This is a genomic window from Ruegeria profundi (assembly GCF_020171505.1).
GTDB classification, from domain to species: Bacteria; Pseudomonadota; Alphaproteobacteria; order Rhodobacterales; family Rhodobacteraceae; genus Ruegeria; species Ruegeria profundi.
Genome location: NZ_JAIUZS010000004.1, coordinates 372257 through 393353 on the forward strand (window position 1 = coordinate 372257; position 21097 = coordinate 393353).

General features: G+C 57.5%; 21 protein-coding genes. 9 read left to right on the top strand and 12 right to left on the bottom strand.

All coding sequences use genetic code 11. The features are described from left to right. Positions 1 to 19: 19 nt before the first annotated feature. The gene (locus LCM21_RS12195; protein WP_224890846.1) at positions 20 to 427 is read right to left on the bottom strand and encodes a GFA family protein; all 408 of its coding nucleotides are present in this window, start codon (positions 425 to 427) and stop codon (positions 20 to 22) included. 89 nt (positions 428 to 516) lie between these two features. Here LCM21_RS12195 and LCM21_RS12200 point away from each other — a divergent pair, with 89 nt between their 5' ends. The 6 genes from LCM21_RS12200 (at position 517) to LCM21_RS12225 (ending at position 5548) form a co-directional block, all read left to right on the top strand. Then, positions 517 to 1443, top strand: coding sequence for a GlxA family transcriptional regulator (locus tag LCM21_RS12200; RefSeq protein WP_224890847.1), 927 nt, complete (start codon positions 517 to 519; stop codon positions 1441 to 1443). Between the two features lie 77 nt (positions 1444 to 1520). Then, positions 1521 to 2396, top strand: coding sequence for an HAD family hydrolase (locus tag LCM21_RS12205; protein WP_224890848.1), 876 nt, complete (start codon positions 1521 to 1523; stop codon positions 2394 to 2396). 100 nt (positions 2397 to 2496) lie between these two features. Continuing rightward, complete coding sequence (locus LCM21_RS12210) at positions 2497 to 2940, top strand: MaoC family dehydratase (RefSeq protein WP_068336412.1); 444 nt, start codon at positions 2497 to 2499, stop codon at positions 2938 to 2940. Positions 2941 to 3111: 171 nt separating this feature from the next. Next, positions 3112 to 4044: a bifunctional riboflavin kinase/FAD synthetase gene (locus LCM21_RS12215; RefSeq protein WP_224890849.1), complete on the top strand. Its 933-nt coding sequence runs from the start codon at positions 3112 to 3114 to the stop codon at positions 4042 to 4044. Continuing rightward, positions 4041 to 4514, top strand: a complete 474-nt coding sequence (locus LCM21_RS12220) for a YcgN family cysteine cluster protein (RefSeq protein WP_224890850.1) — start codon at positions 4041 to 4043, stop codon at positions 4512 to 4514. Before LCM21_RS12215 ends, LCM21_RS12220 begins: the two co-directional genes overlap by 4 nt. Next, complete coding sequence (locus LCM21_RS12225) at positions 4514 to 5548, top strand: threonine aldolase family protein (protein WP_224890851.1); 1035 nt, start codon at positions 4514 to 4516, stop codon at positions 5546 to 5548. Before LCM21_RS12220 ends, LCM21_RS12225 begins: the two co-directional genes overlap by 1 nt. Positions 5549 to 5560: 12 nt before the next feature. Here LCM21_RS12225 and LCM21_RS12230 read toward each other — a convergent pair whose 3' ends face one another. Continuing rightward, positions 5561 to 6163 (bottom strand): 2-hydroxychromene-2-carboxylate isomerase, encoded by a 603-nt coding sequence (locus LCM21_RS12230; RefSeq protein ID WP_224890852.1) that lies wholly within the window; start codon positions 6161 to 6163, stop codon positions 5561 to 5563. A 108-nt stretch (positions 6164 to 6271) separates the two neighbouring features. Here LCM21_RS12230 and LCM21_RS12235 point away from each other — a divergent pair, with 108 nt between their 5' ends. Continuing rightward, a complete protein-coding gene (locus LCM21_RS12235; protein ID WP_068336255.1) occupies positions 6272 to 7291 on the top strand; it encodes a ribose-phosphate pyrophosphokinase in 1020 nt (339 codons plus the stop codon). 302 nt (positions 7292 to 7593) lie between these two features. Here LCM21_RS12235 and LCM21_RS12240 read toward each other — a convergent pair whose 3' ends face one another. From LCM21_RS12240 to LCM21_RS12270, 7 genes are all read right to left on the bottom strand, one after another. Further along, positions 7594 to 7944, bottom strand: coding sequence for an H-type lectin domain-containing protein (locus LCM21_RS12240; protein WP_224890853.1), 351 nt, complete (start codon positions 7942 to 7944; stop codon positions 7594 to 7596). Between the two features lie 116 nt (positions 7945 to 8060). Further along, on the bottom strand, positions 8061 to 8471 hold the full coding sequence (locus LCM21_RS12245) for a F0F1 ATP synthase subunit epsilon (protein WP_068336258.1): 411 nt from the start codon (positions 8469 to 8471) through the stop codon (positions 8061 to 8063). A gap of 12 nt (positions 8472 to 8483) precedes the next feature. Next, on the bottom strand, positions 8484 to 9908 hold the full coding sequence (gene atpD, locus LCM21_RS12250) for a F0F1 ATP synthase subunit beta (RefSeq protein ID WP_224890854.1): 1425 nt from the start codon (positions 9906 to 9908) through the stop codon (positions 8484 to 8486). Positions 9909 to 9928: 20 nt separating this feature from the next. Further along, positions 9929 to 10804 carry a F0F1 ATP synthase subunit gamma gene (locus LCM21_RS12255; RefSeq protein WP_224890855.1) on the bottom strand — a complete coding sequence of 292 codons (876 nt, stop codon included), beginning with the start codon at positions 10802 to 10804 and terminating at the stop codon, positions 9929 to 9931. Positions 10805 to 10819: 15 nt separating this feature from the next. Further along, positions 10820 to 12358, bottom strand: coding sequence for a F0F1 ATP synthase subunit alpha (atpA, locus tag LCM21_RS12260; protein WP_224890856.1), 1539 nt, complete (start codon positions 12356 to 12358; stop codon positions 10820 to 10822). Further along, positions 12359 to 12919 carry a F0F1 ATP synthase subunit delta gene (locus LCM21_RS12265; protein ID WP_224890857.1) on the bottom strand — a complete coding sequence of 187 codons (561 nt, stop codon included), beginning with the start codon at positions 12917 to 12919 and terminating at the stop codon, positions 12359 to 12361. It abuts the gene before it with no gap. Between the two features lie 303 nt (positions 12920 to 13222). Continuing rightward, a complete protein-coding gene (locus LCM21_RS12270; protein ID WP_224890858.1) occupies positions 13223 to 13957 on the bottom strand; it encodes a class I SAM-dependent methyltransferase in 735 nt (244 codons plus the stop codon). A gap of 61 nt (positions 13958 to 14018) precedes the next feature. Between LCM21_RS12270 and gloB the strand changes: the two genes are divergently transcribed. Both gloB and clpA read left to right on the top strand, forming a co-directional pair. After that, entirely contained in the window at positions 14019 to 14786 is a 768-nt protein-coding gene (gene gloB / locus LCM21_RS12275) for a hydroxyacylglutathione hydrolase (RefSeq protein WP_224890859.1), read from the top strand. A 171-nt stretch (positions 14787 to 14957) separates the two neighbouring features. Beyond that, entirely contained in the window at positions 14958 to 17282 is a 2325-nt protein-coding gene (clpA, locus tag LCM21_RS12280; RefSeq protein WP_224890860.1) for an ATP-dependent Clp protease ATP-binding subunit ClpA, read from the top strand. Between the two features lie 331 nt (positions 17283 to 17613). On the opposite strand, the gene LCM21_RS12285 is transcribed toward clpA, so the two are convergent. The 3 genes from LCM21_RS12285 to LCM21_RS12295 form a co-directional block, all read right to left on the bottom strand. Then, the gene (locus LCM21_RS12285) at positions 17614 to 19251 is read right to left on the bottom strand and encodes a peptidoglycan -binding protein (RefSeq protein WP_224890861.1); all 1638 of its coding nucleotides are present in this window, start codon (positions 19249 to 19251) and stop codon (positions 17614 to 17616) included. Positions 19252 to 19254: 3 nt separating this feature from the next. Further along, on the bottom strand, positions 19255 to 20433 hold the full coding sequence (locus LCM21_RS12290; RefSeq protein WP_068336283.1) for a biopolymer transporter ExbB: 1179 nt from the start codon (positions 20431 to 20433) through the stop codon (positions 19255 to 19257). Between the two features lie 69 nt (positions 20434 to 20502). Then, entirely contained in the window at positions 20503 to 21033 is a 531-nt protein-coding gene (locus LCM21_RS12295; RefSeq protein WP_224890862.1) for a gamma-glutamylcyclotransferase, read from the bottom strand. Positions 21034 to 21097: the final 64 nt, after the last annotated feature.

Consider the following 21097-nt stretch of genomic DNA (forward strand, 5'->3'; position numbering starts at 1 on the left):
GTCCTTCCGGACGCCTTTGTTACATGGGTGGCATGCCCTCAAAGCTGGGCATGCCATCCGGGATTACGTGGAAATCCTGTTTTTCCGCAACAAAGACCGCAGCACTTGCCCCGCCGAAAACAGATGGGTCATCCAGAGTTCCAATCTTCAGGATCACAGGGTCCACGCCCGGACGAAGCGTGGTGAGGTGTGTTCCGCACTCCGCGCAGAACTCACGCGTGACCGCCAAGGCGCGATCGGTACGTGTGTACTGTTTCGGTGCCCCGGCAGTGTATTTGAACCCGTCGCGCGGCAAAAGCACGAACAGGTTGGGGCCGCCACCTGACACATGCTGACACGCTCGGCAATGGCATTGACCCTTGAAGATCGGCTCGCCCTCTGCCCGATACCGAACGGCGCCACAATAGCATCCACCTTCCAAAATCATCAGTGATCTCCTTTTTTTTGACGACTATGGACAAGGTTCCGCAAAGCGGGCAGTGTCATAATTGACATTATTAGGACCAATATGGACAAATGCAGACTGTTCAGGTCGTGATCCTGCACCCCACCCCGTGCCAGATGTCGAGCTTGTTCATCACGAGCGAAATGCTGGACACCGCAAACCGGGTCGCCCGCTTTCACGGAAGCGAAACGCGGTTCCACGCCACTGTTCTCACGCCTGAGAACTGTGGGACGGTTTCAGAGCCCCCGGATCTTATCATCCTGCCCGGCCTCGGCACCGCCACCGAACCCGAGGTCAGGGCGACAATGGGTCTAAGCAGTTTTTCAACCTTGGTTGACGCGTTGAAAAACCTTGCAGAGCCGAAAACGGTCGTTGCAGGGGCCTGCTCGGGCTGCTTTGCGCTCGGGGCTGCAGGCCTGTTGGACAGGCGTAAAGTCACGACAACGTGGTGGCTGGCCCCCCTGCTGCAATCCCTGTTTCCTTTGGCGCGTCTTCAGTCCGGTGAGTTGGTTGTCCAGGATGGCAATCTTTTCACGGCGGGCGCGTCGTTTTCTCAAATCGACCTCATGTTGTCGCTTATCGAGTGGTTTGCCGGTCTGGCTATTGCCGAAGACTGCCGGCGGTTTCTGTTGGCGGACAACCGGCCCAGCCAGCTTCCGTACATATCCGTCGCGACGCTGGTCGCGGGGCACCCTGCCCTGCAAAAGGCCGAACTGTACGTCAGGCGCAACCTGACGCGACAGATAAGCCTTGCCGAGCTATCTGAGGCGGCCGGTCTGACACCCAGAACCTTTTCGCGCAGGTTATCGAAGGCTACGGCGCTGACCCCCTCAGGTTTCATGCAAACCATTCGGGTGACTGAGGCGATCCGCCTTGCGCGCTCGGGCAAACGCACTCACGAGGAAATCGCGGAACGTGTGGGATATGCGGATAGCACAGCATTGCGCAGAATCGTCCGTAAGCGAACCGGTCAGACCCTGGAAAGTTTTCGCCGCTGAGGATTTGCCTTTTTGATGGTCAATGCACGGGGGTTGCGGCATATAACGCAGGATTCAGTTTACCCGGACCGTGCATCATGACCCAAATCCTCTCGTCGCTCTCTGAAGTCTCTGACCGTTACAAAGCGTTGTTCGTTGATCTTTGGGGGTGCGTCCATAATGGCATCACGGCCTTCCCCGAAGCCGTTGCTGCCTTGCAGGATTACCGCGCAAAGGGTGGAGTTGTGGTACTGCTCACAAACTCTCCCAAACCCCGAGCGGGCGTGGCGGAACAATTGGTGCAGTTCAAGGTTCCTGCGGACGCCTATGACACAATCGCGACCAGCGGAGATTCAGCACGGTCCGCGATGTTCCGCGGGGCTGTCGGGCACAAGGTTTACTTCATGGGGGAATGGGAACGCGACGCCGGGTTCTTTGAGCCGTTGAAGCTGTTGCATCACCCGATCCACATTGAGCGTGTGCCGCTGGACCAAGCCGAGGGGATTGTTTGCTGCGGTCCGTTTGATCCGATGGCTGACCCTTCCGTGAACCGCCCGGATTTCCTGTATGCCAAGACGAAGGGTATGAAACTGCTCTGTGCCAACCCCGATATCGTCGTCGACCGGGGCGAGGTGCGGGAATGGTGTGCCGGGGCGCTGGCAAGGCTTTACACAGAAATGGGTGGCGAGAGCCTTTATTTCGGCAAACCCCACCCGCCGATCTACGATCTGGCCCGCCGCCGGTTGCAGGAACTTGGCCACGACATCCCGAACGGCGACATTCTGGCGATTGGCGACGGCCCGCATACCGACATTCTGGGCGCTATGGGAGAGGGAATTGATTCCCTGTTTATTTCGGGTGGATTGGCCGCTGCCGAGACAAAAACCGAACATCACCCACACCATGACTCCTTAAGTGAATATATCCAAAAGGAAAAAATTAATCCCACCTATACAATCGGTCGTCTGCGATAGTCAGAAAAAGCTTGATTTTCTGCGACTGCGAAGTAATAAAGTTACCGAACTAGGGTGGCTTGCGTTTTTTTGTTGCCCGAAGAATGAAAGCGAGGGTGACATGTTGGACAATCTTCCACGCGGCACAATCTGTATTGAAGACATCGAAATGGGCATGAGCCGCCACCTGCGCAAAGTGGTGACAGACGAAGATATCGAGATGTTCGCGCAGGTGTCGACAGACCGGAATCCAGTGCATCTGGATGACGATTACGCCCGCGATACGATCTTCGAGGGGCGCATCGCACATGGGATGCTAACTGCGGGCCTGATCTCGGCCGTGATTGGCGAACAGCTTCCCGGACACGGTACGGTCTATTTGGGCCAGTCGTTGAAATTCCTCGCACCGGTCCGGCCGGGCGATATGGTCTATGCCGAGGTCAAGGTGACCGATATCGACTTTTCCAAACGTCGGGTGAAGCTGGATTGTCACTGTGCTGTGGACGGCAAAAAGGTGCTGATTGGCGAGGCAATGGTGCTGGCCCCCTCTCGTAAGTTCGACTGATCGTTCGAAAAGAGTATCCCAAAGTTCGAACTCTGATCGCCAATGCAGGCGAAACGCAGGCTCTCATGGCTTGCGGCCAATTCCGGGCCGACGGAAGGGTACAAAGCATTTTTGCCCCGGCGCAAAGATGAGGTGCTTGAATATGGCTGAGAGGAACAGTACCCACACCTCATGCATATCATCCGGGACTATCAATTTATCGAACCTCAGGACCGCGGCGCCAGCGTGGCGATCGGGAATTTTGACGGCGTCCATCTTGGTCATCAATCGGTGATTGAACTGGCGCGCAATGCGGACCCGGATGCTCCTCTTGGCGTGTTGACGTTTGAACCGCATCCCAGGGAATATTTCGCGCCGGATGCCCCCCCATTTCGCCTGATGCGTGGCAATACACGTGCGCACCGGTTGGAAAAGCTGGGTGTTCAGAAACTCTATGAACTGCCCTTCAATGCCGCTTTGGCCGGGCTTACCCCCGAAGAATTTGCCCGCATCGTGATCTGCGACGGGCTGGGCCTGTCACATGTTGTGGTGGGTGCGGATTTTTGTTTCGGCAAAGGGCGCAGCGGGACGGCTGACGACATCCTGCGATTTGGCCAGCAAATGGGCTTTGGCGTCACCATTGCACCCTTGATGCAGCGATCCGAAAACGTTGTGTCGTCCACCGCAATCCGCACCGCACTGACCGAAGGCCGCCCCCGCGATGCGGCCACAATGCTGGGCCACTGGCACCGGATCGAAGGTGAAGTGATCGGCGGAGAACAGCGTGGGCGCGAACTGGGTTTTCCCACTGCAAACATGTCCATCGAAGGGCTGCACCCACCGAAATTCGGTGTCTACGCGGTGCTGGTCGATGTGTTGGACGGCCCTCATAAGGGCAGCTACCACGGGGCGGCCTCGGTCGGGGTGCGGCCAATGTTCAACGGCGAAGTGCCCAATATCGAAACTTTCCTGTTCGATTTCTCTGGCGACCTTTACGGCTCAACCCTGTCGGTGGCGCTGGTCGAGTATCTGCGACCTGAGATGAAATTTGACGGTTTGAACGGTCTGATCGCACAGATGGATACCGATTGCGACCAAGCCCGTACCCATCTGGCAGCGCTATGACGACAGACCCTATTGATCGCAATGGTCTGGGTCACCGGTTCTGGGAACGCAAACCACTGACCAAGATGAACCAGCGCGAATGGGAGGCGCTGTGCGATGGCTGTGGCAAGTGTTGCCTCAACAAGCTGGAAGACGAAGATACTGGCGAGGTCGCCCTGACCTGCGTTGCCTGTCGTCTGCTGGATGATGAGACGTGCCGCTGCACGCAATATGACATCCGCCACCAGTTTGTGCCGGAATGCATTGTGATGAAGCCAGACAACATCGACGACCACGCCTATTGGCTGCCGCAAACTTGCGCCTACCGTCTTCTGTGGGAGGGCAAACCCCTATACGACTGGCATCCTTTGATCTCCGGCACGCCAGACAGCGTGCACGCCGCCGGAGTCTCGGTCAAGGATCGCACGGTATCCGAGTTCGAAACCCCCATCGAAGAGTGGGAATACTATATCATCGAGGAGCCCAGCTAATGTATTTCGCTTCTGACAACTCTGGCCCCGTCCACCCCAAGGTCTTGGCCGCATTGAACGAAGCCAACCTGGGCTATCAAATGGCGTATGGGGCGGACACTCTGATGAACGAGGTGCGTGATCGCATTCGCGGTATCTTTGAAGCCCCCGGCGCGGCGGTCTATCTGGTTGCCACCGGGACGGCGGCGAATTCCCTGGCGCTGGCGACTTTGGCAAACCCTTGGGATACAATCTTCTGCTCGCCGGTGGCGCATATCCACGAGGATGAGTGCAACGCGCCGGAGTTTTACACCGGAGCTAAGCTGACGCTTGTGCCCGGCGGTGACAAGATGCACCCCGAGGCCCTGCGGCGATCAATTCTGGCTGAAGAAACACGCGGCGTACATGGCCCGCAGCGTGGGCCGGTGTCTATTACGCAAGTCACCGAGCGCGGCTCGGTCTATTCGCTGGCGGAGTTACAGGCGCTGTGCGGCGTAGCCAAGGAATACAACTTGCCTGTGCATCTTGATGGAGCGCGCTTTACCAACGCACTGGTGGCGCTGAATTGTTCCCCGGCCGAGATGACATGGAAATCAGGCGTGGACGCGGTCAGTTTTGGCGGCACCAAAAACGGATTGATGGGGGTCGAGGCAGTTGTTTTCTTCGACGAAGCCAAAGCCTGGGAATTCGAACTGCGGCGTAAACGCGGGGCGCATCTGTTCTCGAAACATCGGTATCTTTCGGCGCAGATGGCGGCCTATCTGCGGGACGACCTTTGGCTGACCATGGCGCGTCAGGCCAATGCCAGCTGTGCGCGTCTGGCAGACGGCCTGCGCTCCAAAGGCGCAACCTTTCTGCACGAACCGCAGGCCAATATGATCTTTGCCCAGTTTTCCCGCGCCCGGCACAAACAACTGCATGAGGCCGGGGCGGTCTATCACCTGTGGGGGGCCGATCTGAGCGGCGCAGATGACGAAGAAATCCTCGCCTGCCGCCTTGTTTGTGACTGGTCGATCGGTGACGACGATATCGACCGATTCCTTGCCCTGCTTTGACGGTCGCGCCCTTTAGCCTTTCATCTCGGTAAGGTGCCGGTCCAGATCGTTCAGACTGTCCTGACCCCAGAAACGCTGATCGTCTTCGGTGATATAGAATGGCGCGCCGAACACGCCGCGATCAACGGCTTCTTCCAGATTGGCGGCATAAGTCTCGGCGCCGACCAGCAGGCCGCTGTCGGCAAGGCTTGGATCGAAGCCCGCCTGTGACAAGCAATCGCGGATCACATCATCCTGCGCGATGTCTTTTTCTTCAGCCCAGCAGGCGCGCAGGAAAGCTTGGACCAGTTTGCCAATGTCACCAGACCCGTCTTTTACCGCTGCAATCACGGCGTAGGATGACGGTGCCATATTCGTGGGCCAATGTGCCGGTTGAAGATTGAAATCCATTCCAAGGTTCTTTGACTGCCGCAACAAGTCCTGCGCCCGGTATTCGATTCGCGACCGATGCCGATCTTTCGGCGGCGTTCCTCCGGTACGACCGAACAGCGCCATGATATCCAGCGGCTTGTAGTTGATGGTGGCGCCGTGTTTGGCCGCGATCTCCTCTAACCGCGCGCCGGCCAGGTAAGTGAAGGGCGAGAGTGTCGCAAAATAGTAGTCAATCTGGGACATGTGCACTTTCTCCGCTGCGTTATCTTTGCTGGACCGTAAGGCCGTGCTAAGCGGTGTTGAAATCACGAATCTGTCACATTTGCCATTGCTGCCCGGGGATATCAGCCGATGCCGACACTCAACGAACCCAAGCTGATCGCTGGGAACGCCAATCTTCCGCTTGCCGATTCAATCGCTCGCCGTATGAGCCTGTATCGCGGAGTCGATCAGGGCCTGGTCGATGCGCGTGTTGAGCGGTTCAACGATGGTGAAATTTTCGTCGAAGTTTTCGAGAATGTCCGTGGTGAGGACATGTTTATTGTCCAGCCAACCTCGAACCCGGCCAACGATAACCTGATGGAACTGCTGATTATCGCTGACGCGCTGCGCCGTTCGTCGGCCCAGCGGATAACCGCAGTGATCCCCTATTTCGGCTATGCCCGTCAGGATCGACGCACCAAGGCCCGCACACCCATCAGCGCCAAGCTTGTCGCCAATATGCTGACCGGCGCCGGGATCGAGAGGGTGCTGACCATGGATCTGCACGCGGCCCAGATTCAAGGCTTTTTCGACATCCCGGTGGATAACCTCTACGCCTCACCGATCTTTGCTCTGGATGTCATGCACCAATTCAAGGACAGCCTGGATGAGATTATGGTCGTTTCGCCCGATGTGGGCGGTGTGGCCCGCGCACGCGAGTTGGCCAAGCGCATAAACGCCCCGCTGTCGATCGTGGACAAACGCCGTGAGAAGGCGGGCGAAGTGGCTGAGATGACCGTTATTGGCGACGTCAAAGACAAGATTTGTCTGATCGTGGACGATATGTGCGACACAGCCGGGACATTGTGCAAAGCGGCGCAGGTTTTAATGGATAACGGCGCCAAGGAAGTTCATTCCTACATCACGCATGGTGTGATGAGCGGCCCTGCAGTCGAGCGTGTGACGAATTCGGTAATGAAATCTCTGGTTCTGACGGATACGATCCAGCCAACCAAAGAGGTCGCCAAGGCCAAGAACATCCGCATCGTCCCAACTGCACCTATCTTCACGCAGGCGATCCTGAATATCTGGAACGGTACCAGCGTATCATCCCTGTTTGAGGACAAGACACTGCGACCGATTTACGAATCGATGTACCATATGGACTAAAGGTTTGCGCTGGGGGGGCACGTCATCGTGCCCTCCAGAGATACGTTTCAGTTGGCCGACCTCATCGGAGAGCTTCGAAACGTCCGGCACGGGCGGCAAGTACAATTCTGTAATGGAATCGAAAACCGCAGATGATCGGCGGACTCTTGTGCCGCAATGACAGTTGCCAAAGCTGACCAACGGCCTTGTGAATTCTGTTGACTACCATGCCGGCATCAATGCATTCCTGCAGTGGCTTGGTCGTTGTCTGATACAGTTTTATGTCACCTTGAGAAAGCGGACTGCCCCGCAGCGGAGTGCGGTCAGGAAAGATCCCAATCATCCTCGTGCGCGATTTCCCCGATTGCGGTCCACACCACGCGGATACGGGCAATCTTGGTATCCGACCAGGTTCTAAAAATCGCTTTAAAACCATCCTCGGTGATGTCTTCGGCCTTTACCTCGGCGCGCAGCGCGGATGAGGTGTCCACGTCCCAAAGCGCCACGCCTATTTGCACAACCGGGACCGAACGGAAGGCCTCACTGAAGCGAATTTCCGCAGAACGTTCGCGTGGTCCTTCACCGGTCCACATGCCCCCACCCTCAGCAAACTCTGAGAACAAAATTTTTTCGCCCTGATCGACACCGATGGGATGGGAGACAAATTTCTTCATTTCACTATCAGTTTGATTGAATTCCCGTAAGTTATCTAATCCATTGGGCAAAATCACGACAAAAAAACGGCCCCGAAACATCGGGGCCGCTTCACAAAGACTATTACGCTTTGGCCTTACAGGCTCATATGGGTTCCAAGGGCTTCCATGTCGGCCAGCAGCTTGGCAGCCTCGTCGACGATGGTCTGATCGTCGCCGTTTTTTGCCTTTTCATGCGAGGCGCGCGCCTCAGCGATCAGCTCATCCAGATGCGCGCGGGTTACTTCATCCACCGGAATGGCCTTTTCAGCCAATACCGACAACCCGTCGCCGTTGATCTGAGCAAACCCGCCGGTCACCAGGTATTCGCTGGATCCTTCGGGCGCGTCGACCTTCAGGACGCCCGGGCGTAGCGTGGTAATGGTGGGGGCATGGTCAGGCATCGCCGTCATGTCCCCGTCCGCGCCGGGAATCTGGACCGCTGTCGCGCTGAGCGAAGCAAGGCTTCGCTCAGGGCTGACAAGGTCGAATTGCATCGTGTTTGCCATCAGGGATACTCCTTAGGCGGCCGCCGCAGCCATCTTTTCGGCCTTGGCGATCACTTCGTCGATGCCGCCAACCATCAGGAAGGCCGCTTCGGGCAGGTGATCGTATTCGCCGGCGACAACGGCCTTGAACGACGAGATGGTGACATCCAGCGGAACCTGAACGCCCGGGCTGCCGGTGAAGACTTCGGCCACGTCGAACGGCTGCGACAGGAAGCGTTCGATCTTACGGGCACGGGCCACGGTCAGTTTGTCCTCTTCCGACAGTTCGTCCATGCCGAGGATGGCGATGATGTCCTGCAGCGACTTGTAGCGCTGGAGGATCTGTTGAACGTCGGTTGCAACCTTGTAGTGCTCTTCGCCGACAATCGCCGGGTCAAGCAGACGCGAAGTCGAGTCGAGCGGGTCCACGGCCGGGTAGATACCCTTTTCCGAGATCGCACGGTTAAGAACGGTGGTCGCGTCCAAGTGCGCGAACGAGGTTGCCGGCGCAGGGTCGGTAAGGTCGTCCGCAGGCACGTAGATCGCCTGCACCGAGGTGATCGAGCCAGCCTTGGTCGAGGTGATGCGCTCCTGCAGGGCACCCATGTCGGTGGCCAGCGTCGGCTGGTAGCCCACGGCTGACGGAATACGACCCAGCAGAGCCGACACCTCAGAACCCGCCTGTGTGAAGCGGAAGATGTTGTCGACGAAGAACAGAACGTCAGTACCCGACTGGTCGCGGAACTGTTCCGCCAAGGTCAGACCGGTCAGAGCAACACGCGCACGCGCTCCCGGAGGTTCGTTCATCTGACCGTAAACCAGGGCCACCTGCGATTCCGACAGATTGTCCGGTTTGATAACGTTCGATTCGATCATCTCGTGGTACAGGTCGTTCCCTTCACGGGTCCGTTCGCCAACACCCGCGAACACGGAAAAGCCCGAGTGCACTTTTGCGATGTTGTTGATCAGTTCCATGATCAAAACGGTTTTGCCCACGCCAGCACCGCCGAACAGGCCGATCTTACCGCCCTTGGCGTAAGGGGCCAGCAGGTCGACAACTTTGATGCCGGTGACCAGAACTTCCGACTCGGTCGACTGCTCGTCGAATGTCGGTGCGGGCTGGTGGATCGCGCGGGCCTCAGATGCTTCAACCGGGCCTTTTTCGTCGATCGGCTCACCAACCACGTTCAGAATGCGGCCCAGGGTGGCGTTGCCAACCGGAACCGAGATCGGCGCACCGGTGTCGGTTACGTCAGCACCACGAACCAGACCTTCGGTCGCGTCCATCGCGATGGTGCGGACGGTGTTTTCACCAAGATGCTGAGCAACTTCCAGCACCAGGCGCTTGCCGTTGTTTTCAGTTTCCAGCGCGTTCAGAATTTCAGGCAGTTGATCTTCAAAGTGCACGTCGACGACGGCCCCGATGATCTGTGTGACTTTGCCTTTTGCATTCGCCATGTTTCGTCTCCGGTTAGTCTCTACAGCGCTTCGGCGCCGGAAATAATTTCAATCAGCTCGTTGGTGATCACGGCCTGACGCGAGCGGTTGAACTGGATCGTCAGCTTGTCGATCATCTCACCCGCGTTGCGTGTCGCGTTGTCCATCGCGGACATCCGTGCACCCTGTTCCGAGGCCCCGTTTTCTAGCAGAGCCGAGAAGATCGCGGTCGCGACCCCCTTGGGCAGCAGTTCGGCCAGAATGGCCTCTTCGCTGGGCTCGTAATCGAAGACCGCACCGCTGTCGTCATCCTCGGTTTCCTCAAACGAGGCGGGGATGATCTGCTGTGCCGTCGGGATTTGAGTCACAACGTTCTGGAACTTCGAGTAGAAGATCGTGGCAACGTCGAACTCTCCATCGTCAAAGCGGGTCAGGATATCCTTGGCGACGTCCTGCGCATTTGCATAGCCGATGCGCTTGACCTCGCTCAGGTCGATATGTCCAACAAACAGATCGCCAAAATCACGCTTGAGCGCGTCGCGGCCTTTCTTGCCAACGGTCAGGATTTTGACCGTTTTGCCCTTACCGCGCAGCTCTTCCGCCTTGGCGCGGGCCAGCTTGGCTATGTTCGCGTTGAAACCGCCACACAGGCCGCGTTCTGCCGTCATGACGACCAGCAAATGGACATCTTCACTGCCCGTTCCACGAAGCAGCCTAGGGGCGCTGTCGCTGCCCCCGACCGATGCGGCCAGTCCCGCCATCACGGCATTGAACCGCTCGGCATAGGGACGTGACTGTTCGGCAGCTTCCTGGGCGCGGCGCAGTTTTGCGGCCGCGACCATCTGCATGGCCTTGGTGATCTTGCGGGTCGATTTGACCGACTCGATCCTGTTTTTAAGGTCCTTAAGATTTGGCATGTGCCCGCCTCTCCCTTAAGCGAAGGTTGCGGCGTATTCGTCCAGCGCAGCCTTGATCTTGTCAGAAGCGTCATCCTTGATCTTGGGATCTTCATCCGTGATCCACTTAAGCAGGTCGGCGTGCTTTCCGCGCAGGTGCGACAGCAGGCCAGCTTCGTAACGACCGACATCCGAGACGCTGATCTTGTCGAGGTACCCGTTGGTTCCCGCGAAAATGACGCAGACGATTTCCGCGTTGGTCAGCGGCGAGTATTGCGGCTGCTTCATCAGCTCAGTCAGACGCGCACCACGGTTCAGCAGCTGCTGGGTTGCGGCATCTAGGTCCGAGCCAAACTGCGCAAACGCGGCCATTTCGCGGTACTGCGCCAGTTCCAGCTTAACCGGACCGGCAACCGATTTCATCGCATCGGTCTGGGCCGAAGAGCCCACACGCGAAACCGACAGACCGGTGTTCACAGCAGGACGGATGCCTTGATAGAACAGTTCGGTTTCCAGGAAGATCTGGCCGTCGGTGATCGAGATCACGTTGGTCGGAATAAACGCCGAAACGTCACCACCCTGCGTTTCGATAACCGGCAGAGCGGTCAGCGAGCCTGCGCCGAAGTCTTCGTTCAGCTTCGCCGAACGCTCCAGCAGACGGGAGTGGAGGTAGAAAACGTCACCCGGATACGCTTCACGTCCGGGCGGACGGCGCAGCAGCAGCGACATCTGACGATAGGACACAGCCTGTTTTGACAGGTCATCATAGATGATCAGCGCGTGGCGGCCATTGTCACGGAAGTATTCCGCCATTGCAGTCGCGGCATAAGGCGCCAGGAACTGCATCGGCGCCGGGTCGGACGCGGTCGCGGCAACAACGATCGAGTATTCAATCGCACCGGACTCTTCCAGTTTCTTCACCAGCTGCGCAACGGTCGAACGCTTTTGACCAACCGCAACGTAAACGCAGTACAGCTTCTTGGACTCGTCGTCGCCTGCTGCGTCGTTGTAAACTTTTTGGTTCAGGATGGTGTCCAGAGCCACGGCGGTCTTACCGGTCTGACGGTCACCAATGATCAGTTCCCGCTGGCCGCGGCCGATCGGGATCATCGCGTCAACCGATTTCAGGCCGGTTGCCATCGGCTCATGCACCGATTTACGCGGGATGATGCCGGGGGCCTTAACGTCTGCAACGCCACGCTTGGAAGCGTTGATCGGGCCTTTGCCGTCCAGCGGGTTGCCCAGACCGTCAACAACGCGGCCCAGCAGTTCGTCACCGATCGGAACGTCCACGATCGAGTTGGTGCGCTTAACGGTGTCACCTTCTTTGATGTCACGGTCGGAACCAAAGATAACGACACCAACGTTGTCGCTTTCCAGGTTCAGCGCCATGCCCATGATGCCGCCGGGGAATTCGACCATCTCACCGGCTTGTACATTGTCCAGACCGTATACACGGGCAATCCCGTCACCGACGCTCAGCACGCGACCGATTTCGGCTACTTCGGCTTCCTGACCAAAATTTTTGATCTGGTCCTTCAGGATTGCAGAAATCTCTGCAGCTTGGATTCCCATTTATCCGACCTCTTTCATTGCATTCTGTAGGGAGTTCAGCTTCGAGCGGATCGAGCTATCGATCATCTTCGAGCCCACTTTAACGACAAGACCGCCGATGAGGCTTTCATCAACGGTCGCATTGATTGTCACGGTCTTGCCCACACGCTCGGACAGCGTTTTGGACAGTTTTTCCATCTGAGTTTTGGTCAGCGCTTTGGCCGACGCGACATCGGCGGTCACTTCGCCACGCTCTTCGGCCAGCATGTCACGCAGAACCTGCACCAGTTGCGGCACAACAAACAGACGGCGCTTCTGCGCCATCAGGCCCAGCGTGTTGCGCAGAATTGCATGCAGACCCATTTTGTCGGCAATGGCAGTGATCGCGCCTTCCTGTTCAGCGCGTGAAACCAAAGGCGAGGCGATCAGGTCGCGCAAGTCGGCGCTTTCGCTCAAGGCCGTTGCCAGATCACTTATGCCGGTTTCCAAGCCTGCAAGGTCATTATTCTCTTTTGCAATCTCAAAGATTGCGGTGGCATAGCGCTCGGCAATGCCTGTGGAAATCGAAGCTGGTTCGGACACGTCCACCCTTCCGATACTTTAGGCCCCGAATTCGCGTTGCGGCAGCTACCCCGGGGGCGTGAAGACACCCCGTCCATTTAGGGCGGGGATCAAAATCACCGGGGATGTAGCAGAGCCTATCCAACCAAGCAATACGCTATAGCGGTAACAGAAATATCCACAAATTATTAATTTTCATACACTTACGCAAAGTGCGACGGTTTGGACCCGTTGACGCAGTTGAAAAATGTTACGAATATTCAGGTTTTAGCGATTCCTGTGACTTATTTCCCGCATTTTTTCCGCCGTGATCACGAAGATCGATCATGCGGGTTTCAACAAACCATCCAACGCTTTCAGGGGTCGCCGCGCTGCATCTTTCGTGACGCTGCCACTTGGCGGTTGGATATGCTTGCTGGCTTCAATCATCAGGACACCGCCCGCCATAATTGTGGGCACACGCTGTCCGGTTTTCTCGATCAGGCTTCCTGATTTAAGCCAGAAGCGCCGAAACGACGGTGGCATATAAAGGGCAGAGCAGTGGCTTTCAGGAAGAAAATAATGGGCCTTCAATTGGCTTTCCAATTGCGATGCTGAATACGGACGCCCAAAGCCAAACGGCGTCCGGTCTGTACGCGACCATAGCCCGGCCCGATTCGGCACAATAAACAGCGCCCGTCCGCCCGGCCCAAGAACGCGCCAGCATTCATTCAGCAAGTCGCTTGGTCGGCTCGACGTTTCCAAACCATGCATCACCACCAGCTTGTCGACATGACCGGTTTCAACGGGCCAGAGGGTTTCTTCGGTCAGAACGGACACGTTTGGCATTCCAGCAGGCCAAGGCATGACCCCTTGCGGACCGGGCATCAGCCCAATCACCCGCCTCGCATCCGCGAGATAAGGTCGCAGCAAGGGTACGGCGAACCCGAATCCGACCACCGTCTGCCCTTTGGCCTCGGGCCACAACTCAATCAACCGCCCGCGAATAGCCGCCTGCGCCGCGCGACCCAACGTGCTGCGATAATAAAAATTCCTCAAATCCTGCACATCAAGATGCATTGCAGACACCCGGTCAATCGGCTTAGCTGCCCGCAGTCTAGCAACGAAAGGGCAAAAGGCCATGCCTCTTGAGATCGTAACCATCCCATGTCTCAGCGATAACTATGCTTTTCTGGCGCATGACGCCGCAAGCGGTCAAACCGCTCTCATCGACGCGCCCGAGGCGGGCCCGATTCTGGCCGAGTTGGATGCGCGTGGCTGGAAGCTGAGCCACGTTTTACTGACGCATCATCACTGGGACCACGTGGACGGACTGGCCGGTATCCTGGAAAAACATCCGGCCAAGGTCATTGGTGCCGCGGCTGATGCCCACCGCCTGCCCCCGTTGGATCAGCAAGTGACCGAGGGCGACAGTTTCGACCTTGGCGGCGAACCCGTGCAGGTGCTCGACGTATCAGGCCACACGGTTGGCCACGTGGCATATTACCTGCCGAAAAGCGCGGCCGTTTTTACCGCCGACAGCCTGATGGCCCTCGGCTGTGGACGCCTGTTCGAAGGGACCGCACCGCAAATGTGGACGTCTCTGTCCAAACTGGCGGCCTTGCCCGACGAAACAATCGTGTATTCTGGTCACGAATATACACAATCGAATGCCAAGTTTGCGATTACAGTTGATCCGGACAACGCTGCGTTGCAACAGCGCATGGCCGAAATCAACCATGCCCGTACTGCCGGGCAGCCGACGGTTCCGTCCTCGCTGGCGCTGGAAAAAGCCACAAATCCCTTTTTACGCGCCGCAGATCCGGCGATTCAGGCGCATTTGGGCATGAAAAACGCAGATCCGGCTAAGGTTTTTGCGGATATCAGGGCTAGAAAAGATCGCTTCTAGTGCCTATTTCACGCTCTTCGCGGCAACGGTCACATTAAATGTGACTGTCAAGTGAAAGAAAACCCTTGAAGCCGGGCCACGATCAACCAAACTCTAATGGTATGAGGACATGGTCGGATCGGGGCCGAAGCCCGCCCCCATGCGACCCAAGACAAGAAGAGGAGCACCCACGTGCCTTCATTCTCGAGCACATTAGAACAAGCCATTCACGCGGCCCTGGCGGCAGCGAACGAAAGGCGACATGAATTCGCCACGCTGGAGCATTTGCTGCTGGCGCTACTGGAAGAGCCTGACGCGATCCGCGTCATGAAGGCATGCAGCGTTGACCTGGATGAGTTGCGCAACACTCTGGTCGAATTCATTGACGAGGACCTGTCAAACCTCGTCACTGATATCGACGGATCTGAGGCTGTTCCGACGGCCGCGTTCCAGCGCGTGATCCAACGCGCCGCAATCCACGTGCAAAGTTCGGGCCGAACCGAAGTCACCGGGGCCAACGTTCTTGTTGCCATTTTTGCCGAACGCGAAAGCAATGCCGCCTACTTCCTGCAAGAACAGGATATGACCCGCTATGACGCTGTGAACTTCATCGCGCATGGCGTGGCCAAAGACCCTGCTTATGGCGAAAACCGCTCAGTCTCGGGCGCGGATCAGGTTGAAGAAGAAGCGCAGTCCAGCACCGCCGAAGGCGATCAGAAAGAAAGTGCACTGGGGAAATACTGTATTGATCTGAACGCGAAATCGCGCGCTGGTGACGTTGATCCCCTGATCGGCCGGGCAGATGAGGTTGAGCGCTGTATTCAGGTGCTGTGCCGCCGCCGCAAGAACAATCCGCTGTTGGTGGGTGATCCGGGCGTGGGCAAAACCGCTATCGCCGAAGGCTTGGCGCACAAGATTGTCGCGGGTGAGGCTCCCGACGTGCTGGCAAACACCACGATCTATTCGCTGGACATGGGCGCCCTGCTGGCCGGAACCCGTTATCGCGGTGACTTCGAGGAACGGTTGAAGGCCGTTGTGACCGAGTTGGAAGATCACCCGGACGCAGTCTTGTTCATTGACGAGATTCACACTGTGATCGGTGCCGGTGCCACCTCTGGCGGCGCAATGGACGCGTCAAACCTGCTGAAACCAGCCCTGCAGGGTGGCAAGCTGCGGACCATGGGATCGACCACGTACAAGGAATTCCGCCAGCATTTTGAAAAGGACCGCGCGCTTAGCCGCCGGTTCCAGAAAATCGATGTGAACGAACCTTCGGTCGAAGACAGCGTGAAGATTCTTCGCGGTCTGAAGCCCTATTTCGAACAGCATCACGAGATCAAGTACACTGCGGACGCGATCAAAACCGCGGTGGAATTGTCGGCGCGCTACATCAACGATCGCAAGCTGCCCGACAAGGCCATTGACGTAATTGATGAGGCCGGTGCCGCACAGCATCTGGTTGCTGAAAGCAAGCGTCGCAAGACCATCGGAGTGAAAGAGATTGAGGCCGTGGTCGCCAAAATCGCGCGCATTCCACCCAAAAACGTCACCAAGGACGATGCCGAGGTTCTGAAAGACCTCGAAGCTTCGCTGAAACGGGTGGTGTTTGGTCAGGATGAAGCGATCGAGGCGCTGGCCAGTGCTATCAAGCTGGCGCGTGCGGGTCTGCGTGAACCTGAGAAGCCCATCGGTAACTACCTGTTCGCAGGTCCAACCGGTGTCGGTAAGACCGAAGTGGCAAAACAACTCGCGGATAATCTGGGCGTTGAACTGCTGCGCTTCGACATGTCCGAATACATGGAGAAACATGCCGTCAGCCGTCTGATCGGTGCACCTCCGGGCTATGTCGGGTTTGATCAGGGTGGTCTTTTGACCGACGGCGTGGACCAGCATCCGCACTGCGTGCTGCTGCTGGACGAGATCGAAAAAGCCCATCCGGACGTCTTCAACATCCTGTTGCAAGTTATGGACCACGGAGAGCTGACCGATCACAACGGCCGTACGGTGAATTTCCGCAACGTGGTATTGATCATGACCTCGAACGCGGGTGCGCAGGAACAGGCCAAGGCAGCGATCGGCTTTGCCCGTGACCGCCGCGAAGGGGAAGACACGGCCGCCATCGAGCGCACCTTTACGCCGGAGTTCCGCAACCGTCTGGACGCGGTTATCTCGTTCGCGCCACTGCCGAAGAGCGTTATTCTGCAAGTGGTCGAGAAGTTCGTGCTACAGCTTGAGGCACAGTTGCTGGACCGTAACGTTACAATTGATCTGACACCCAAGGCGGCCGAATGGCTGGCGGACAAAGGGTATGACGACAAGATGGGCGCACGTCCATTGGGTCGCGTGATCCAAGAGCATATCAAGAAGCCTCTGGCCGAAGAGCTTCTGTTCGGCAAACTGGCCAAGGGCGGAGTTGTTCGTGTCTCGGTCAAGAAAGGCGAACTGAACCTTGAGATTTTTGGCCCGGATCAGCCGCGTATTCCAGGTGACAAGCCACCGCTTTTGACAGCGGACTGACCTACTGCGAAAAATGAGACTAGAAAGCCCGGTTGATCATCCGACCGGGCTTTTTTGTGCCACAGTCTCTTGGCCATTCTTCTTTCATTAGGCGCTCGACCCAACTTGGTGTAGTTCGGCTCTTGGTTTTTGTTGGTAGTTCAAACACCAAAGCTGGCTCTGGGTGGGGCGTTGTTCTCGCAATTTCAACCTATGCCCAATCTGCCACGGCTTGAACGGCAAGAGACAGCTCACGCGCCGAAGTGTGACAGTTTGGGTTCTGCGGACCCAGTCAGCGCGTAAATAGACTCTCATCGCAACGGACCGCATCTATGTCATGCATAGGCGGCGTTTAGCGCTCGGTCAGCTTCAATTCGATCCGACGGTTCTGGGCACGGGCTTCGGGTGTGTCTGCGGGGTTGACGGGCTGAAACTCTCCGAACCCATTGGCGGCTAGACGGTTTGGCGGAATACCCAGCGCCTCGACCATATATCGAACGACGGACAGCGCTCGACCTTGGCTAAGCTCCCAGTTGTCGCGATATCGCCCAGTCCCGGCTAAGGGTACGTTGTCCGTGTGACCATCAACCCGGATCACCCAATTCAACCCCTCAGGAATTTCCGCAGCTACGCTGCGCAGGATATTGGCCACCTTGGCGACCTCTTGCTGCCCGACCGGTGACAATACAGCGGACCCAGTGTCGAACAGAACCTCGGACGAGAACACGAAACGGTCGCCTTCAATCCGCACGCCCTCTTCATCGCCCAGAACATCGCGCAGACGGCCAAAAAACTCTGATCGATACCTTTGCAAATCCTCGGCCTGCGCCACCAGGTCTTCGGCTTCGGCTTCGAGACGGGCGCGCTCAGCCTCTTCCAATATCCGGCGGCGGCGCTCTTCCGAGGCCGCACGGGCCAAGGCGGCATTCAGGTCTTGCCCCAACGTCTGGATGCGGATATCCGCTGCAGCGTTTCGATCCGCGTAATCGTCCAACAAGGCCTGAAGCCCGCCCAATTGTTCGCGCAATGCCGCCATTTGCTGGTTGAGCAAAGCAGTTTCTCGCTGCGCTTTTTCAGAAATCGCCTGCTCTACTGACAACGTTTCGCGGGCGACGGACAGCAGAGCCGCGCGTTCTTCGGCTAGCGTGCGTTGTTCCTGCGCTTCGGCCTGCGCCTCTGTTTGCGCAGCCAATGCCGCCTCAAGCTGGGCCCGCAGGTCCTGCGCGTTCAGGTCGCCAAATTGCCGTTCCAATTCTGCCTTCGCAGCTTGCGCCGCTGCCAGCAGGGTCAACGTTTCCTCGGCTTCTTTGCGCTGTGCTTCCAGGGCAAGCGTCATGGCTGTCAGTTCCGCATCAGCATTCTGTAACCGGTTGCGCAAGTTTTCGGCAGCGGCGACTTCGGCCAGTTTAGCGGCCTCTTCTGCGCTCAATTCTTCCTCAAGCTCAGATATACGGGTCGACTGCGCGGCCTCGTTTTGCTCCAGGTCAGCGACCAGAGCCTCTAACGCTTCTCGCTGGGCTGCGGCCAGTCGCGCGGCCTCAGTTTGCTCATCGATCTCAGCCCGGCTTTGCGCCAAGGCAAGGTTCAAAGCGTCCTGTTCGCTCTGCAAGTCGGCGATTTCGCCCTGCGCGCGCTCTTGTTCAAGCAGCATGGCCGCAACCTGATCCTCAAAATCGGTCAGTTGGATCTGTGCTTGCACCAGCTCTGTCTCAACCTGGTTCAGCGTTGAGTTCAGCACACCCAAGCGCGCCTGCAACCGGCTGTTTTCGCGTTCTTCCAAACCCAACGCACCGGCCAGTGCGGCGACCTCATCCGACAGGGCGGTCAACTCATCCTCTTGCCCCGAGATCGTTTCACGCAGCACGAACTGAACCACCATGAAGATAGTTAGCACAAAGGTCAGCACCATCAGAAGCCCGGTGATCGCATCCACAAAGCCGGGCCAGACCGAACCCTGGAACCGCTGACCTGTACGACGCGAAAGGGCCATGCCTTACTCTCTTTCCGGCGCGGTCCGAACAGCGCCGCGGGGCAATGTCAAAGCTTTGACCAACAGTTCGATATCCTTGCGAATTTCGCTCATGCTTTCCTGACGGCCAGCCGAGATTTCTTCGAGGATACGCAGCAATTGTACATCCATCGATCGCAGGCGCATGCGGCTTTCGGCATCGATTCCGTCACCGGTGCCCTGCTCACGCATGTGATCCAACAAGGCATCCTGTCCAAGGGCCACCCGCTCAAGGGCGGCTGTCACACCCTCGTTGTTTTCCTGCCGCTGGTTCATCTCGCCAATCGCATCCGTCAACTGTCCCAGCTTGGACGACACCGCGGCGCGGTCTGCTTCTTGCGCTGAAAACAAGTCCTGCAAGGCGTTCATTTGTTCTGACATCGCATCCAGAACCGGGGTCAGAACGGCAAGTTCAGCACCGCCTTCGTCGCTGGCCCCGAACCCTACCCGCGTGATCGAGGAAAGCCATTCCTCAAGCTCGCGGTAGAAGCGGTTTTGGCCGTGCCCTGCAAAAAGCTCCAACAAGCCCACGATCAACGATCCGGCAAGACCCAGAAGCGACGAGCCAAAGGCCACGCCCATTCCCTGCAATTGCGACTCAAGCCCAACCATCAGTCGGTTGAAAACAGCCAGCCCTTCTTCGCCCTCTTGCGGGTTAAGGCTGCGGATGGTGTCAACAATGGCCGGAACCGTTGTGGCCAGCCCGAAGAACGTGCCCAAAAGACCAAGATAAATCAGGACATTGGTGATATAGCGGGTGATCTCTCGTTCTTCTTCGACACGTTCGGCCACGGAATCCAAGATGGACCGCGTCGAAGTTGAACTGATCTGAGACCGCGCGCCCCGTTCGCGCAGCAGCGACGCCAGCGGCGCCAACAATTGCGGTGTACGGGCATCTTCACGGACCACACCGCCCACAAAAGCTTCGATCCAGCGCACCGACCCGATGAGCTGTGCCACCTGATAGAAACAGGCGAATACGCCGATCACGAAGACCAGAATGATAAAGCCGTTCAGATAAGGGTTGGCATAGAAAACCGGCAGCACATAGGGCAGCGCCATGAAGACCCCGAACCCTGCCAACGCGATCGCGACCAGCATCGTAACGATCTGACGAATGGGTTGCGAGAAATGTGGTCTCGCGCCCTGATGTGCCTGCGCCATGCGCGTGGTTCCCGGTTTTTGCCTGCTCTTGCGTGAATCTAGCGAAATTGCGTCGGTGACGCCAAGGGTTTATGCGGTGATGGTCCGCACCCGTTGCGCTAACCACTCAAGATCAGGATCGCGCAGGCCGATCTCGGCCAGATGTTCAGCAGTGTTGTAAAGATATTCGGTGTTCGGTCCACGCCCACCGACGGCATGGGCGATAATCCGGGCTTGATCTTCCAGTGGCATACCACCGCAATACTGCACGTGGTCGGCATCGATCACGTAGGTCACGGCATTGACCGTCTCACCCGAGTCGAGATGTACATCCAGCATCGCCTCGACATAAGCCGATGAAATCAGCTCACGTTCACGCAGTTCCTGAAGGGTGCGATCCTCATGGCCTGCTTCAACCGCCAGGGCCAAACCTTTGCAGTTGGCTTCGGCCTGTTCATCCAACGCCAAAACCAGTCCGGGCTGTTCTTCGGTTCCACGATGATGGATCGAGCTCATGCAGAAAGACCGGGCATAGCCATGCAATGTGGCGCGTTCGCTGCGCGAAACCGGGAATCCCGGATTCCACAGCAGCGATCCATATCCGAAAACCCACATCGTCATAGCTCTGGCCCTTGCCCGTTTGCACCTATAAACATCAAATCCGAGGTGGGAAAAAGGGCGAACT

Bases quoted from the DNA above. Each gene is read 5' to 3' on its own strand.
- LCM21_RS12225 (WP_224890851.1), top strand. From the start codon at position 4,514: ATGTATTTCGCTTCTGACAACTCTGGCCCCGTCCACCCCAAGGTCTTG.
- LCM21_RS12230 (WP_224890852.1), bottom strand. From the start codon at position 6,163: ATGTCCCAGATTGACTACTATTTTGCGACACTCTCGCCCTTCACTTAC.
- gloB (WP_224890859.1), top strand. From the start codon at position 14,019: ATGCCTCTTGAGATCGTAACCATCCCATGTCTCAGCGATAACTATGCT.
- LCM21_RS12270 (WP_224890858.1), bottom strand. From the start codon at position 13,957: ATGCATCTTGATGTGCAGGATTTGAGGAATTTTTATTATCGCAGCACG.
- LCM21_RS12215 (WP_224890849.1), top strand. From the start codon at position 3,112: ATGCATATCATCCGGGACTATCAATTTATCGAACCTCAGGACCGCGGC.
- LCM21_RS12200 (WP_224890847.1), top strand. From the start codon at position 517: ATGCAGACTGTTCAGGTCGTGATCCTGCACCCCACCCCGTGCCAGATG.
- LCM21_RS12210 (WP_068336412.1), top strand. From the start codon at position 2,497: ATGTTGGACAATCTTCCACGCGGCACAATCTGTATTGAAGACATCGAA.
- atpD (WP_224890854.1), bottom strand. From the start codon at position 9,908: ATGGCGAATGCAAAAGGCAAAGTCACACAGATCATCGGGGCCGTCGTC.
- LCM21_RS12245 (WP_068336258.1), bottom strand. From the start codon at position 8,471: ATGGCAAACACGATGCAATTCGACCTTGTCAGCCCTGAGCGAAGCCTT.
- LCM21_RS12290 (WP_068336283.1), bottom strand. From the start codon at position 20,433: ATGGCGCAGGCACATCAGGGCGCGAGACCACATTTCTCGCAACCCATT.
- LCM21_RS12235 (WP_068336255.1), top strand. From the start codon at position 6,272: ATGCCGACACTCAACGAACCCAAGCTGATCGCTGGGAACGCCAATCTT.
- LCM21_RS12205 (WP_224890848.1), top strand. From the start codon at position 1,521: ATGACCCAAATCCTCTCGTCGCTCTCTGAAGTCTCTGACCGTTACAAA.
- LCM21_RS12255 (WP_224890855.1), bottom strand. From the start codon at position 10,804: ATGCCAAATCTTAAGGACCTTAAAAACAGGATCGAGTCGGTCAAATCG.
- atpA (WP_224890856.1), bottom strand. From the start codon at position 12,358: ATGGGAATCCAAGCTGCAGAGATTTCTGCAATCCTGAAGGACCAGATC.
- LCM21_RS12240 (WP_224890853.1), bottom strand. From the start codon at position 7,944: ATGAAGAAATTTGTCTCCCATCCCATCGGTGTCGATCAGGGCGAAAAA.
- LCM21_RS12285 (WP_224890861.1), bottom strand. From the start codon at position 19,251: ATGGCCCTTTCGCGTCGTACAGGTCAGCGGTTCCAGGGTTCGGTCTGG.
- LCM21_RS12195 (WP_224890846.1), bottom strand. From the start codon at position 427: ATGATTTTGGAAGGTGGATGCTATTGTGGCGCCGTTCGGTATCGGGCA.
- LCM21_RS12220 (WP_224890850.1), top strand. From the start codon at position 4,041: ATGACGACAGACCCTATTGATCGCAATGGTCTGGGTCACCGGTTCTGG.
- LCM21_RS12295 (WP_224890862.1), bottom strand. From the start codon at position 21,033: ATGACGATGTGGGTTTTCGGATATGGATCGCTGCTGTGGAATCCGGGA.